Here is a 15,005-nt window from a genome sequence, read left to right as displayed (position 1 = left end):
TATTCTCCTTTTTTATTTTCTATCTGGCGAAACTTTCGCCTCAGGGCTATCAGGATATGCTGTCTTTAAGGCTTTATAAAATTTATTCGCACTTTTAGGATCACCTACTTTATCTAAACTAATAGCAGTATGATAAAGTAATTTTGGCACATAATCACCCTTGGTACTTATTGCAGAACTTTTTTTATAAAAGCCTAGTGCGCCTGCATAATCTTGTTGTTTGTATCTTATTTCTCCAAGCCAAAATGTAGATCTAGCAGGTTTATAATGAATGCTAATTAAATGCTCAAATTTCTCTTTTGCATCTTCAAATTGATTTTTATTTGTTTCATTAATTGCTTGTTTTAATATCTCGCTAGAATCTAAATTTTTCCAACTGTCATCTTTTTTTACAACCACTACTTCTTGAGTTTCATTAACATCTTCGATGATTTCTTGCGTTTGGTTGTTATCTTTTACAATAGGAACAACTGGAGAAGGTGTATTGTTGATCTGTTTTTGCAATCGTTCTATTTCAGACTGAAAAAAAGTTATACTTTGATTCATATCATCTTTAGAAATATAATCATCATTTATTTTGTTAATTGAAGCTGTGATTTCAGCTAAAACTTTTTGTATCTCTTGATGATTTTTTTCTTGAATTTTTCTATTTTCCTCTACATAAGCTCTTAGATTTTGGATTTCTTGAGTTGTATTTGCCTCAAAATTTTGGTAATTGTCTTCCAAAGAAAGTAATTTTGTATTTGCTTTTGAATACTGAGCATTCAAACCCTCGGTTACACTTTGCAAACCTTCTATATTTTCCACAGCAGTGTTAATTTTACTAGTTAAGTTAGTATAATATTCATTTAAAGCTTTTAAGCGCTCTTGGTTTTCATATTGTAGTTTTTCATTTTGAGTTAAACCATAAGGTGTTTTTGTGTCTACTTTTCCTGCATCAAATGCTGAAATTTCAGCGTGTAAAAAAGTAGCTCCCAAAAGAGCTACTGATAATAGTTTTATTTTCATATCAATTTAAACTTATTTTGCAATTTTAAATTCAGCACGACGATTTTGTGCATCACAAGATTTTGTTCTTTCAGTACATACAGGATTAGTTTCTCCATAGCTTTTCACGCTAATTCTATCAGCGCTAACACCTTGAGCTACTAGAGATTCTTTAACCGCTTTAGCTCTTTTTAAGCCTAAAGCTTGGTTATACTCATCTGTTCCCCATTCATCACAATTACCTTCAACTACGATAGCAGCGTTTGCCGCTTCTTTGTTAAAGATTGCAGCATTATCAGCAATTACACCTTGCATATCTTTTCTGATGTTAAATTTATCAAAATCAAAATAAACATTTTGAATAGAATTTAAAGATGAAACATTTTCAAATTGATCTGAGCCTCCGCTTCCTTTTGATCCATCTACACTACTTGAACTGCTTACGCTAGTATTTTTTGTAGCACATCCACTTACAATAACAGCAAATGCAGCAATTGAAGCAAAAATGATTTTTTTCATTACTTTCCCCTTTTTTTATTTAAAAATTATGCTTAATTATAACAAAAAAAATGTTATTTTGATATTTTACCAATCAATTGATTGAATTTTTCCTATTTTTAAACCATAATGAAATGCTTTGTTTGCATTGATTCTTATAACACCTAAAGCACTTTGTGACCCCAAGTACTTTATAAATACGATGCTTTGACCATCGCTAGAAAATCTTGGAAAAAGATTTTTTCCATTAGCTGTAAGTTGTCTGATATAGTCACTTTGAGTTGACATTAAATACAGATTAAAAACACCCCTTTGATTTACCTCTCTACTTGAATATACCATATAATGATTATATGTAGAAACAGATGAATTATTTTTACCATGGAAAACAACCTGCTCTGTTAGATTGGTATCTAAATTTTGCATAAAGATATTTGGATAGCCCAAACGGTCTGATACAAAAACAATTTTTTTATCATCATCAACAAAATTTCCATTTACATCTATACCAATATAACTTGTAATTTGCGTAAGGTTTTTTGTATCTATATCATACAAATAAACGTCTGGTTGATCTTTTGGGGCCATAGTTAAAAGTATTTTTTTACCATCATCACTCACATCAGAAGCGACCATCATGCCTTTGCTAGCAATTATTTTTGTAATATTTTTATTTTTCATATTATACTTATAAAGAGTTGGTATTTCATCTTCATAAGCTGTAAAATAAAATGCGCTTTGTTCTTTATTTGCCCATTTTGGAAATAAATTTAAACCTTTTGAAATCAACACTTTTTGATAAGTTAAAGTATAATCAGCTAGTAAAATATCACTATGTTTGCTACCTTGGGTTCTTGCGATTAGAATTTTATGATCCATCCAATCTACAGGTGAAAAACCGAGTTTTCTATTCATTTGAGCAACACTTCTATGTGCTAAAAATGGGTATTCTTCTACAGAAAGAATTTGTTCATAAAATCTTGTCTTAGTTTCATTAGCAGCTAAGACTTCAACATCAATATCTAAAAGTTTGCCATTTTTATTCAAAACATAAGAAAAAACATAATCGCTTTTCGCCTCATCTTGGCTTAATTCAAAATTAGAACTCACCTTGATGTCGTTAATTAGCATATTGTAAAAACTTTTCTTAAGATCTAAATCACTAAGCTTAGATTGATCTTTGATAAAAATTGTTGGCAGCTGCATGCCTTTATTTACAACTGAAATAGTTGCATCTTGCCCAAACAACACTGAACAAAAAAATAAAAAAACTAATATCCTTTTCATCATTTCTCCGTTTTAAACTCAATTACATCGCTAAGTTGCATTTTGATTTTTCTTATTTTACCATTTGGAGGTAAAGTTATGTATTTTCCTTCTAAATTTTGTAAAAATTCTTTTGCTTTTTTATCAAAATTATCACTATAAGCACTTGTAGAACTTAGTAAATAAAATTGACCGTGATTATCTATAACAAATTCTACTTCGATACTCAAATTTCCACTAGGATTATAAATTCTCCATCGATCTTCAAGGTATTTTCTCACCGCGCCCAAAAACTGATCATATGCTCCTATTTTTTGCTCCATAAGAGATTGCCCCAACTCTTGATTTAACTGTAGATTTTCATTAAGTTGTTGAGAAAAATCATTAATCTTTTCTCTTTGAGTAAAAATTGGTTTTTTTGATGGCATTGAAGATTGTACTTTTGTGGTTTTTTCTTCTTGATAGTCTTCTATTTTTCCAAACAAATCATTAAACACACTTGCTTTTTGGTCTATATCTTGAGTATTTACATTTTTATTTGTAGTATATTTTTGTAAAAGATTTTCTTCAAATAGGCTTTGTAAATTTTCTTTTTGTACTTCTTGTGTAATACTGACTTGATTAGTATTAACACTATCACCAAGTTCTATATTCACAAAACTATTAGGATCATCTGTAAATTCAATAGCTTTTGGTTTGTACTCTATCAGTTTAAAAAAAACTAAAAAAATAACGATAAAATAAATTAAAATCGAATAAACAAGTGCTTTAAGATTGCGTATCGAATTTTCTTCCATATTCTACTCAGTTTGCAAAGCAACTTTTTGGAAACCAAGATGCTTCATTGTTCTTAAAACACTCATTACATCGTCGTATTTTAGATTTTTATCTGCTCTTATAAAGACAGTTTCTTGTGTATTATACTGAACTTTCAAGGCATTCATATTGTCTGCAAAGCTTACAAAATCAAATTTATCTTTTCCTATAAAAATTTCTCTTTTTGCATTGATTGTTATAATCAAGCTTTTAATATTTGGAGCGCTAGAAGCTTTTTGTGATCCTTGTGGAAGCTGCACCTTTTCTTCATAAGTAATACTAGGCGCAGTAACCATCAAAATAGCTAGTAAAACTAGCATAATATCCACCAAAGGCGTAATGTTTAATTCAGGTTTTTCATCTAAAAACATTACTAAGCCTTTGAAGAACTTACTAATACTTTAATCTCACTATCTAAGATATTAATCAACTCATATGCTTTTCTTTTAATAATCAAATGAAAACTATAAGCTGGAATTGCAACCAAAATCCCACAACCCGTAGCTACCAAAGCTTCGCTGATTTTAGGAGCAATAATACTTAGAGAATTTTGCATTTCTAAACCACCAAAAGTTTCAAGAATAGAAATAACAGTACCAAAAAGCCCTATAAAAGGTGAAGTAGAAGCGATAATACTAAGCCAAGTTAAGCCTATTGTTGCTTTTTTTTCTACAGAATTTTTATAAATATTCATCTTAGTTTCATCGATCTCAATACATTTTTTTAAAATCGATGCACTTTGGCTCAAGTCTCTTTCGCCTCTCATTAAAGCTTCTAGAGCTTGACTTTCATCTTGCATCCACTTATTAATAAGTGACATTCTTGAAAATAAAATACTAAAACTAACTATAAAATACACCGAAAGCCAAGCTAATACAATATAAGTGATTAAGCTTGTATTTTCAAAAAAATGAAAAATTGCTTGAAAATCCACTATTTTTGCCTTACATTATTGTCCATTTTAGCAAAAGTAGAAGCCAAAGCTACACTATCGCTACTCATAGATTTAATCAAATCTTTTGCTTCTTCTAATTTTTTTGCTATTTCGCTATCGCTATTTCCACCAACCCAAACAGCACCTTTAGCCAAAACACTAACTTTAGTTTCAGATACTTTTACATGGCCTGAATCAATAGCAACTAACTCATGAGTTGAATCTGCTTTTTCTATATCGATAATTCCTGATTTTAAAGAAGATATCAAAGAAGCATGGCCTTTTAACACACCAAACTCACCTTCACTTCCAGGAAGTACTACAGATTTTACATTATCATTGTAAATCATACCAAGAGGTGTTACCACCTCTATATGAATCAAGTTATCCATTATTAAGCCTTAAGTTTTTCTGCTTTTTCAATCACTTCATCAATTCCACCTACCATGTAGAAAGCATTCTCTGGCAAGTGATCGTATTTTCCTTCTAAAATACCTTTAAATCCTGCTATTGTGTCTTCTAAACTGATATATTTTCCAGGGCTACCTGTGAAAACTTCAGCAACGAAGAATGGTTGAGATAGGAATTTTTCAATTTTTCTTGCTCTTTCAACAATCAACTTATCCTCTTCACTCAACTCATCCATACCTAAAATAGCAATAATATCTTGCAAATCTTTATATTTTTGAAGTACTGATTGTACCCCACGAGCTACTTTATAGTGCTCTTCGCCAATGATTTGTGGATCAAGCATTCTTGAAGTTGAATCCAATGGATCAACAGCTGGATAAATACCTTTTTCAGCAATCGATCTATTTAAAACCGTAGTTGCATCTAAGTGCGCAAAAACAGTTGCAGGCGCAGGGTCAGTTAAGTCATCTGCTGGAACATAAACTGCTTGAACTGAAGTAATAGATCCTTTTTTAGTTGAAGTAATTCTCTCTTGGAATTTACCCATTTCACTAGCTAGAGTTGGTTGGTATCCAACTGCTGAAGGAATTCTTCCTAAAAGCGCTGACATTTCAGACCCTGATTGAGAAAATCTAAAGATATTGTCGATAAACATCAACACATCAAGACCCATTTCATCTCTAAAATATTCAGCCATAGTAAGACCTGTTAAAGCAATACGATTTCTTGCCCCTGGTGGCTCATTCATTTGTCCATAGCACAGTGCAACTTTATCTAAAACGTTACTTTCTTTCATTTCATTATAAAGGTCATTACCTTCACGAGTTCTTTCACCAACACCCGCAAATACCGAATAACCACTATGTTTAAAAGCAACATTGTGAATTAATTCCATAATAATTACGGTTTTACCAACACCAGCACCACCAAAAAGCCCTACTTTACCACCTTTTGCATAAGGAGCAAGTAAGTCTACAACTTTAATCCCTGTTTCAAAAATTTCACTTTTAGTGCTTTGTTCCTCAAATGGAGGTGGATCTCTATGGATTGACCAGTGTTTATCAAAATTAACTTCTTCACCCTCATCAATCAAATCACCTGTAACATTGAAAATTCTTCCAAGTACTTTTTCACCAACCGGTACACTGATTGGATTTCCAGTTGCGACAGCTGATAAACCTCTAACAAGACCATCAGTCATATCCATAGCAATAGTTCTTACCTTGTTGTCGCCTAAATGTGCAGCAACTTCAAGTACTAATTTACACTCTTTTCCTTCTAATTCATAATTAACAATAATTGCTTCATTAATTTGTGGAAGATAGTCTTTAAATTCAACATCAACCACTGGTCCTAAAACTTGAGAAATAAAACCTTGCATCATCACTCCTAAATTTATTTCATTGACTCAACACCGCTGATAATTTCTATCAACTCGGTGGTAATAGACTCTTGTCTTGCTTTATTGTAAGCTAAGTTAAGTTGCTTAACTCTTGCTTTTGCATTATTAGTTGCATTGTCCATAGCTTGCATTCTTGCACTATGTTCAGCCGCCAAAGAATCAACCAAAGAAAAATACATATTATATTCAAAATAAGTTTTTAATAAGTCATGTAAAATTTCTCCATCTTCAGGTTCTAAATCCATTAAAGACTGAGAATTTTGTTCTTCTTTACTTGCTATGGCTTGCACTGGCAATAATTCATTAATACGTATTTCTTGAGAAATCATATTTTTATAGCCATTATGTACAATTACTACTTTATCTGTAACTTCATTCATAAAATCATCAACAGCACTATGAATGATCGCACAAGCTTTTTCATAATCTGGACTTGAGCTTGTGTCAAGATATTTTTCTAAAATTTCAATATTTTGAAAATTAAAATACTCTATACCCGTTTTACCAATCGCTCTCAATCTTACCTTGATTTTTTTTGCTTTACATTCTTCAAGCATTTCATTTACTGTTTTTATAGTTTTAATGTTGAAACCACCGCACAAACCTTTATCTGCAGTAATGAAAACAATGTCCATTTTTTCGATATTTTCTTTTTTTCTAAAAAATGGAAGTTTGTCATCAAGCCCTTCATATTGATTCATCTTAAAAGCAATTTCAGATAAAACTTCATCAATTTTTTGAGCATAAACTTTTGACTTTTTAGCCGCCTCTTCTGCTTTTCTTAATTTAGCAGTAGAGACAAGCTTCATTGCATTGGTTGTTTTTTGCGTGTTATGTACGCTTTTAATTTTTCTTTTTATTTCTTTTAAATTAGACATTTAAAAACCTTATATATGGTTTGCTTTAAACTCACTCAATGCTTTAGCTAGTTTTTCTTCTAAGTCTTTATCTAAAGCTTTTTTCGTTCTAATTTGCTCAAAAATTTCTGGGTATTTAGCCTCAATAAATGGATATAAAGCTGCTTCAAATTCTCCGATTTTTGAAACAGCGATATCATCTAAATAACCTTTTGTTCCTGCATAAATCATTACAACTTGATTTTCTGCTGAAAGTGGAGAATAAGGAGGCTGTTTTAACACTTCAACCATTCTTTGTCCACGCTCAAGTTGTTTTCTACTAGCTTCATCCAAATCACTTGCAAATTGTGCAAAAGCTTGCAACTCTCTATATTGAGCTAGATCAAGTCTTAGTGTACCTGAAACTTGTTTTGTTGCTTTGATTTGTGCAGCACCACCAACACGAGATACTGATAAACCAACGTTAATTGCAGGACGAATACCTGAGTTAAACAAATCTGTTTCCAAGAAAATTTGCCCATCTGTAATCGAAATAACATTAGTTGGAATGTATGCTGATACATCACCTGCTTGAGTTTCGATAATTGGCAATGCAGTCAAACTTCCTGCGCCAAGTTCATCGCTTAGCTTACTTGCTCTTTCAAGCAATCTTGAATGTAGATAAAATACATCACCAGGATATGCTTCACGGCCTGGAGGACGACGTAAAATCAAAGACATTTCACGATATGCAACCGCATGTTTACTTAAATCATCATAAACGATCAATGCGTGTCTAGAATTATCTCTAAAATATTCACCCATAGTTACACCAGTATATGGAGCAAGGTATTGCAATGCAGCAGGATCTGAAGCACCTGCATTTACTACTATACTATAATCCATAGCACCGTATTCTTCTAGTTTTTTAACCACTTGAGCTACTGTACTTTGCTTTTGACCTATCGCAACATATATACAAATAACATCTTTACCTTTTTGGCTAATGATAGTGTCAATAGCTACAGTAGTTTTACCGGTTTGTCTATCACCGATAATCAACTCTCTTTGGCCTCTACCGATTGGAACCAAAGCGTCAATCGCTTTAATACCTGTATGTAATGGCTCATGAACGCTTTTTCTAGCCATAATACCTTTTGCTTTTTCTTCTACAAAGCGGTATTCGCTTGCTTCAATTACACCTTTAGCATCAATTGGCTCACCTAAAGCATTTACAACACGACCTATCAATGCATCGCCCACTGGGACTTTTAAAAGTTTTTTTAGTCTCTTAACTGAACTTCCTTCTTTAAGCCCAAGTCCCTTACCTAAGATAACAATGCCTACGCTTGATTCTTCAAGGTTAAGTACCATACCTTTTTCGCCATTTTCAAATTCAACCATTTCTCCAGCCATAGCATTTTTAAGGCCATATACCTTAGCAACACCATCAGCAACTGAAATAATTTTACCGGTTTCTTCTATTTCAAGATTAAAGTCAAATTTTTCAATTCTCTCTTTTATAATAGAACTAATTTCATCTGCTTTAAATTTCATCAAATCTCCTTAAATTGCTTTTAATATATATTCATTCATTTTAGCTTTTAAGCTTTGCATTGAAAATGAAATTTCATATCCAAGTCCATCTAAGCTAATTTTCACACTATCGTTATCACTTACTTTACTATCTAATCTAATTTTTGCATTAAATTTATGGCTAAGTTTTTCTTCTAAATTTCTAATCTCTTCTTCGCTTAATTTTTCTTTTGAATAAACTTGCCCTAAGAATGTGTTTTCTTTTAATGCTTTTTGCTCACTTAATTCTTTAGTGATCTCTGGAATTAACATTTCTCTACTGTTATTCACAATTAAAGCCATAAAATTTTTAAAGGCTTCACTTGGGTTATCCAATAAAGAAAGTATAAATTCTAATTTTTTTTCTTGTTTAAGTTCATAAGAGTTTAAAATATCTACAAATTTGGTAGATGAAAAAGCTGAACTTAACTGTAATAATTTTGAAAAAAAATCTTCAAAATCATTTCTTTCTAATATAGCTTTTGCATATGTTTTTGCGATTACACTTTCCATCAAGACACCTTCTTCATCATGATATTTAAAATTTCTTTTTGCTGAAGTTGTAAGTTCTGATCTTCAAAGATTTCATCTAAAACAGCTTTTACCACTTCTTTTTCCATTTTTCTCATCTCATAGTCTTTGTGTTCTTCGTATGCTTTTTCTAAAACACTGATTTCTAATTTTGTTTCTTCTTCTATCTTGTTTGTGATGATTTCTGCTTCTTTTTTTGCAAGTATTATAGCATTACTTGCTTCTTGTTTAGCATGATCAAGCTTTTTCATCATTTCTAGTTTTTGATTTTTACTTGCGATCAATTTTTCCTGAATTTCATTCATCTTAGAAGCAATTTTTGCAATCCTTCCATGGTAAAAATTCTTTAAAGGTGTTGCAATAAAATAATATAAAATTGCAGCAAATAAAACAAAATTAACCGCTCTTGGAACGATGTCATACTCGCCACTTCCATTACCTGCTGCTAAAGCATAAAAAGGAAGCACTGATAAAATTGCAATTTTTCTTAACATTAAATTTCCTTAAATTTTACTCAAGCTATTTTTAAAGCTTTGTTTAAATTCTGGTATTTTAGAACGCATTTCTTCTTTTAATTCTTTTTCTTTTTCTTTTAGGCTTTTAAGAAAAACAAGCATTTGATCTTCTAATTCTTTTTTCTTTGCTGATATTTCTTTTTCTTGTTTTAATTTAGCTTCTTCTATAGCTTTTGCCTTGATTTGATTGATTTCATCTCTTGTTTGAATATGAATTTTTTCCAACTCACTTTCTACATTCGAAACATCATCAGAGTTTTTCTTCATCTTTTCTTCGTCATTTTTAATAGTTAAATCCCTAGAATCCATAAATTTAAGTAAAGGTTTATAGAGTATAGAATTTAAAATTGCTATCATAAGCAAAAAAATGACACCAGTGGCTATCATGATGGAAAAATGTACATCATTAAACATTAATACTCCTAAATAAATCTAAATAAAACGCGAAATTATATCAAAATATACCTAAAAACATATTTAATTAAATGTTTTTAGGAATTCCTTTACCTCTTCTTCGTTCGAAAAAGTAATCGTTAGCTTCAAATCTTTTGCATTTACTCTAAAACCTAGTGAGTGAATTTTATCTTTTAGGTTTTCCATGGATTGATACTGTTTGTTTAAATTTGTATTTTTTTCTAAATGGTTAGTATTTTTAAAGTTTTTAATTAATTTTTCTGTTTCTCTTACATTAAGTTTTTGCCCTATGATCGTATCAACGATCATCTTTTCTTCATCTTTTTCAAGCCCTACTAAAACTTTTGCATGACCTTGGGAAATTTTACCTTCTATAAGAAAATTTTGCGTTTGTTCGTTTAAATTTAAAAGTCTTAATGTGTTTGCAATTTGCGGTCTTGATTTATGGATAAGATCAGCTAGTTTTTCTTGGGTAATATCGTGAATTTCTAGTAGTTCCTTGTAAGAATGTGCTAATTCTATAGGGTTTAGATTTTCTCTTTGAATGTTTTCTATGAGTGCAAGTTCGCGTAATTTTATATCATCAACATTTAAAACTACGGCCTTAATTTGCTCTTTATCCAAAAGCTTACATGCTCTAAATCTTCTTTCACCTGCTATTAAAATATATTCAAACTCATCTTTTTTAAAAACCACCACAGGTTGAATTAAGCCATATTCTTTAATCGAACCTGCTAGTTCTTCTAAAGCTTGTTCATCAAAATTTTTTCTTGGCTGATAAGGGTTTGGGCTAATTAATTCGATATCAATCTCTTCTATCTTTCCTTCATTTGAACCCAATTCTTTTTCATAAACCTCATCAATATCAGCTAAAATACTACTTAAACCTCTTCCTAATGCACTTTTTTTTGCCATAATTTATCCTAATATAGAGTGTGCTAAATTTTGATAAGCCAAAGAACCTGGTGATTTTATATCATAAAGTATAATAGGCTTTCCATAGCTTGGGCTTTCAGCAAGTTTTACATTTCTTGGTATGATTATAAAATCATCTTCATTGTCACCTGTTCTAAATAGCTTTTGCTTAAAATTCTGTTTTAAATCTTCCACTGTATCTTTGGAAAGATTGTTTTGAGAGCTATACATAGTCGGTAAAAAGCCTTTGATTTTTAGCTTTGGATTAATAGTTTTTTTCACAAATTTAATAGTGTTTAAAACCATCGCAACGCCTTCAAGTGCATAAAACTCACACTGAATAGGAATGATAACACTATCGCTTGCTGCAAAAGCATTTACTGTAATACTTCCAAGCGCAGGCGGTGAATCAATGATGATAAAATCATAATCTTTAGCAATTTCTTTAATTTTTTCTCTTAAAATTGTTCTATATTCACCACTTTCTTTTACCACTTCTTGCTCGATACCCACCAAAGAAATATTAGAAGGTGCTAAATATAACTGTGGAAGTTCGGTTTTTAAAATAATTTCTGAAAGTTTTTTTCTACCTATAAACACATGGTAAATATTGTATTCATAGTTACTTCTATTAAAACCAAGTCCTGTTGTAGCATTTGCTTGTGGATCGATGTCTATCAAAAGCACTTTTTTTTCAGCTACTGCCAAAGAAGCTGCCAAGTTAATGGCAGTTGTGGTCTTACCTACTCCACCTTTTTGATTTGCAATAGTTATTATCTCACTCATCTTAAACTATATATCCTTTTATTATCTAACAATATAGAACCATCTTTATACAACAAGGCATCTTTTAGTGATAAAATTTTGCCTTCATTATGTATAAAAAAATTTCTTGATTTTTCAAATTCTAACATATACTTGCTAAAAATATTCTTCCATAAAGTCTTCTCATTCACATAAAAAAAGTATTCATTTAAAAGATCTTTAATGTCTATTTCTATATCTAAAATTTCAGCATTAAATGGAGCATATTTGAGGTTAATTCCCATTCCCACTACTAAAAATTCATTGATTTTAGAACTCATTAAGCCACCTATTTTTTTATCTTCTATGTAAAAATCATTAGGCCATTTAATCCACACTTTTGAATCATGCTTTTGCAGTACTTCTTTCATCAAGAACGCAAAATATATGCTTGCAGAAGCTAAAGGAAGATCTTGTGCTAGTTCTTGAGTTTTTACACAAAAAGACACATGTAAATTACCTTGCTTACTCTGCCATGTATTATCTCTACTACCTATACCAGCACTTTGAACAAAAGCACAAATAGCAGTATTATTTGCGATTTCACCATTACGAATTTTATCACTTAAATAAATTTGAGTTGATTCAAGCTCATCAAAATAAACTATCTCCAAGTTTTAACCTTTTTCCATTTAAATAAGTCTTGGCATCTAAGGCTTTTTTTCCACTCTCTTGTAAAGTTTTAATCCTCAAAATACCTGTTTCACATGTAAGCAAAAAGCCTTCCTTTTCTACTTGCAAAATTACACCTGATTTTTGAGTTTTTTCACTATCAACCAATTCAATATCTAAAAATTTCAAACCATTTTCTAAAAAAATTCCAGGCCAAGGAGCAAAAGCTAGAAATTTTTGATAGATTTCACTCGCATTATCTAAAACAATCAATCCATGTTCTTTTTTGATTTTTTTACAATGCGTAACCAAACTTTCATCTTGCTTTTTTGGAGTAATTTTTTCAAAATTCAAAAGCGTAGAAATAGTAAGTTTAGCTGCTAAATTGGAAAGCATTACAAAAACCTCGGCTGAATTTTTACCTTCTATATCACATTCTATGCTTTCTAAAATAGCACCACTATCAAGCCCTTCTTCCATAAGCATCGTGCAAACCCCGCTTATTTTATCTCCATTTAAAATAGCGCTTTGTATCGGCGAAGCTCCACGATATTTAGGAAGTAAAGAAGCATGTAGATTAATACAAGGAGCGATATCTAAAATTTCTTTTGGTAAAATTTTCCCATAAGCAGCAACAACTATAAAATCTGGTTTTAAACTTTTAATATCTTTTATAATATTTTCATCTTTTAAGCTTTTTGGAGTATAAATTTTTATATCAAGATTATTTTCTAAAATAAATTTTTTAGTATCACTTGGAGTTAAAATTTGCTTTCTTCCTACAGGTTTATCAGGTTGAGTAAATAAAGCTTGGATATTAAATCCTTTATCAACAAGCTCTTTTAAAATACAAGTTGCATAAGAGGGAGTTCCCATAAAAATGATATTTTTCATAACGCCATTATCCTTTTTTGATAAGTTTTTATAGCTTTTTGATATGAAAGCTCAAGATAATCTTTAAAAATTTCAAAATTTTTTCTAGAAGGGTTGTTGATGCAAATATATCCTATATAAGCATAAATTGGGTGAGGCATGATAAGATCAAGCATAGAAAAATCATAATTTAAACCAACGACCTCACCCTTTAAAGCTTTTTTAGGTTTTTGACCAAAAAGATTTTGATAATCTTGATCGCAAAGAGAGCAACTTAGACGAAATACACCCTCTCTATTTAAATTTGAAGCTTTATCACTTATGCCATCATTTTCTTTAATAGTACAAAAATAAACTCCGTTTTTTAAAACCTTATCGGGATTATAAAAAAAGCTATGCTCTTTATAGGTAAATTTATATATCAAGTCTTTAAAATTAGATTTGATATATTCTTGGATAAAATCTATAGTTAAATTTTCACTCATCAAAGATTATTTTGATTTCTGATTTTTTTTACTTCGTCTAAAAGCATAAATTTAAGCTCTTTAAGTCCGGTTTTTTCAAGGCTTGATACTTTAACAAAAAAGCTTTGCGGGTTATTTTGACTTTGTAAATAAGCCTTTAGTTCATTATAATCATCCTCCATTTTTTGTGCAAATTCTTCACCTAAATTTACGCTATCACTTTTTGAGAGCATGACACCAAAATTTCTTGCATAAAGCTTATTTGAAAATTTTTCTAATTCTTTTCTTAAAACACAAAACTGCTCTTTTAAGCTCATTTCTCTTAATGGATCAAGCACAAAAAGTAAAAAAGAAGTTCTTTCTATGTGTCTTAAAAACTCAAGCCCCAAACCTCTACCGTCACTTGCACCTTCTATAATGCCTGGGATATCTGCCATCACAAAAGAATTATAATCATCTACTTCAACCATGCCAAGTTTTGGAGTTAGTGTAGTAAATTCATAATTAGCTATTTCGGGTCTTGCATTAGATACTACGCTTATAAGAGTGGACTTTCCTACATTTGGGAAACCCACAAGCCCAACATCTGCTATGAGTTTTAATTCTAAGCGTACACTTAAGGTTTTTCCTGCTACACCAGGTTGAGCATAATCTGGGCGTTGATTAGTAGAGTGTTTAAAGTGAGTATTACCAAGACCGCCTTTACCGCCTTTTAAAAAGAGTTCTTTTTGGCCTTCTACAAGCATATCAAGTAAAATTTCCCCACTTTGCGCATCAATTACTTGAGTACCTTGAGGAACGATTAGCTCTAAACTCTCTCCTCTTTTGCCGTTTTTATTACGACCTAGACCTGGCTGACCATTTTGCGCTTTAAGTTCTTTTTTACCTTTAAAGTGTGCTAGAGTATGAGTATTATTGTCGCATACAAAATACACATCGCCACCATTTCCACCATCGCCACCATCAGGTCCACCAAGTGGAACATGTTTTTCACGGCGAAAACTTACAGCACCTTTACCACCATTACCCGAACTTAAAACTAATTTTACATTATCTATAAACATACAATCACCAAAGTATAAATTTTTAAAATGATATTATATTTTTTTTAATATATTAAGACTAAAAAGAAGAAAAAGGCTACAAAGTAGC

General features: G+C 31.0%; 19 protein-coding genes. All 19 read right to left on the bottom strand.

Annotation, left to right across the window (positions count from 1 at the left end; all coding sequences use genetic code 11):
- Window positions 1-12: 12 nt before the first annotated feature.
- Window positions 13-1,008: a tetratricopeptide repeat protein gene (locus A0083_RS01110; protein ID WP_197553507.1), complete on the bottom strand. Its 996-nt coding sequence runs from the start codon at window positions 1,006-1,008 to the stop codon at window positions 13-15.
- A 12-nt stretch (window positions 1,009-1,020) separates the two neighbouring features.
- On the bottom strand, window positions 1,021-1,506 hold the full coding sequence (pal, locus tag A0083_RS01105) for a peptidoglycan-associated lipoprotein Pal (RefSeq protein ID WP_197553504.1): 486 nt from the start codon (window positions 1,504-1,506) through the stop codon (window positions 1,021-1,023).
- A gap of 66 nt (window positions 1,507-1,572) precedes the next feature.
- Entirely contained in the window at window positions 1,573-2,775 is a 1,203-nt protein-coding gene (gene tolB, locus A0083_RS01100) for a Tol-Pal system protein TolB (RefSeq protein ID WP_197553501.1), read from the bottom strand.
- Window positions 2,772-3,548: a Tol-Pal system subunit TolA gene (locus A0083_RS01095; RefSeq protein ID WP_043019334.1), complete on the bottom strand. Its 777-nt coding sequence runs from the start codon at window positions 3,546-3,548 to the stop codon at window positions 2,772-2,774. Before A0083_RS01095 ends, tolB begins: the two co-directional genes overlap by 4 nt.
- A 3-nt stretch (window positions 3,549-3,551) precedes the next feature.
- Entirely contained in the window at window positions 3,552-3,938 is a 387-nt protein-coding gene (locus tag A0083_RS01090; protein WP_043019333.1) for an ExbD/TolR family protein, read from the bottom strand.
- A gap of 2 nt (window positions 3,939-3,940) precedes the next feature.
- Complete coding sequence (locus A0083_RS01085) at window positions 3,941-4,501, bottom strand: MotA/TolQ/ExbB proton channel family protein (RefSeq protein ID WP_120760272.1); 561 nt, start codon at window positions 4,499-4,501, stop codon at window positions 3,941-3,943.
- Complete coding sequence (gene atpC, locus A0083_RS01080) at window positions 4,501-4,893, bottom strand: ATP synthase F1 subunit epsilon (RefSeq protein WP_197553498.1); 393 nt, start codon at window positions 4,891-4,893, stop codon at window positions 4,501-4,503. The genes A0083_RS01085 and atpC overlap by 1 nt, the downstream gene beginning before the upstream one ends.
- Window positions 4,894-4,895: 2 nt before the next feature.
- Complete coding sequence (gene atpD, locus A0083_RS01075) at window positions 4,896-6,293, bottom strand: F0F1 ATP synthase subunit beta (RefSeq protein WP_120760268.1); 1,398 nt, start codon at window positions 6,291-6,293, stop codon at window positions 4,896-4,898.
- 14 nt (window positions 6,294-6,307) lie between these two features.
- Window positions 6,308-7,192, bottom strand: a complete 885-nt coding sequence (atpG, locus tag A0083_RS01070; protein WP_120760266.1) for an ATP synthase F1 subunit gamma — start codon at window positions 7,190-7,192, stop codon at window positions 6,308-6,310.
- Window positions 7,193-7,201: 9 nt separating this feature from the next.
- On the bottom strand, window positions 7,202-8,707 hold the full coding sequence (atpA, locus tag A0083_RS01065; RefSeq protein ID WP_039617356.1) for a F0F1 ATP synthase subunit alpha: 1,506 nt from the start codon (window positions 8,705-8,707) through the stop codon (window positions 7,202-7,204).
- A 9-nt stretch (window positions 8,708-8,716) separates the two neighbouring features.
- The gene (locus A0083_RS01060) at window positions 8,717-9,238 is read right to left on the bottom strand and encodes a F0F1 ATP synthase subunit delta (protein WP_120760264.1); all 522 of its coding nucleotides are present in this window, start codon (window positions 9,236-9,238) and stop codon (window positions 8,717-8,719) included.
- A complete protein-coding gene (locus tag A0083_RS01055; protein ID WP_197553495.1) occupies window positions 9,238-9,750 on the bottom strand; it encodes a F0F1 ATP synthase subunit B in 513 nt (170 codons plus the stop codon). The genes A0083_RS01060 and A0083_RS01055 overlap by 1 nt, the downstream gene beginning before the upstream one ends.
- Before the next feature lie 9 nt (window positions 9,751-9,759).
- Complete coding sequence (locus tag A0083_RS01050) at window positions 9,760-10,185, bottom strand: FoF1 ATP synthase subunit B' (protein WP_120760261.1); 426 nt, start codon at window positions 10,183-10,185, stop codon at window positions 9,760-9,762.
- A gap of 63 nt (window positions 10,186-10,248) precedes the next feature.
- A complete protein-coding gene (locus A0083_RS01045; protein WP_120760259.1) occupies window positions 10,249-11,100 on the bottom strand; it encodes a ParB/RepB/Spo0J family partition protein in 852 nt (283 codons plus the stop codon).
- A 3-nt stretch (window positions 11,101-11,103) separates the two neighbouring features.
- Window positions 11,104-11,886, bottom strand: coding sequence for a ParA family protein (locus A0083_RS01040; RefSeq protein ID WP_120760257.1), 783 nt, complete (start codon window positions 11,884-11,886; stop codon window positions 11,104-11,106).
- Entirely contained in the window at window positions 11,883-12,518 is a 636-nt protein-coding gene (locus A0083_RS01035; protein WP_120760255.1) for a biotin--[acetyl-CoA-carboxylase] ligase, read from the bottom strand. The genes A0083_RS01040 and A0083_RS01035 overlap by 4 nt, the downstream gene beginning before the upstream one ends.
- Window positions 12,499-13,410, bottom strand: a complete 912-nt coding sequence (fmt, locus tag A0083_RS01030; RefSeq protein ID WP_197553492.1) for a methionyl-tRNA formyltransferase — start codon at window positions 13,408-13,410, stop codon at window positions 12,499-12,501. Before fmt ends, A0083_RS01035 begins: the two co-directional genes overlap by 20 nt.
- Window positions 13,407-13,874 (bottom strand): DUF6194 family protein, encoded by a 468-nt coding sequence (locus A0083_RS01025; protein WP_197553489.1) that lies wholly within the window; start codon window positions 13,872-13,874, stop codon window positions 13,407-13,409. Before A0083_RS01025 ends, fmt begins: the two co-directional genes overlap by 4 nt.
- Window positions 13,874-14,917 carry a GTPase ObgE gene (gene obgE / locus A0083_RS01020; RefSeq protein ID WP_197553486.1) on the bottom strand — a complete coding sequence of 348 codons (1,044 nt, stop codon included), beginning with the start codon at window positions 14,915-14,917 and terminating at the stop codon, window positions 13,874-13,876. The genes A0083_RS01025 and obgE overlap by 1 nt, the downstream gene beginning before the upstream one ends.
- Window positions 14,918-15,005 lie beyond the last annotated feature (88 nt).

The organism is Campylobacter sp. 2014D-0216 (assembly GCF_014931215.1).
In the GTDB taxonomy this organism is placed as follows: domain Bacteria; phylum Campylobacterota; class Campylobacteria; order Campylobacterales; family Campylobacteraceae; genus Campylobacter_D.
Note: the sequence above shows the minus strand (reverse complement) of the source record. Positions and strands in the feature narration are given on the sequence as shown.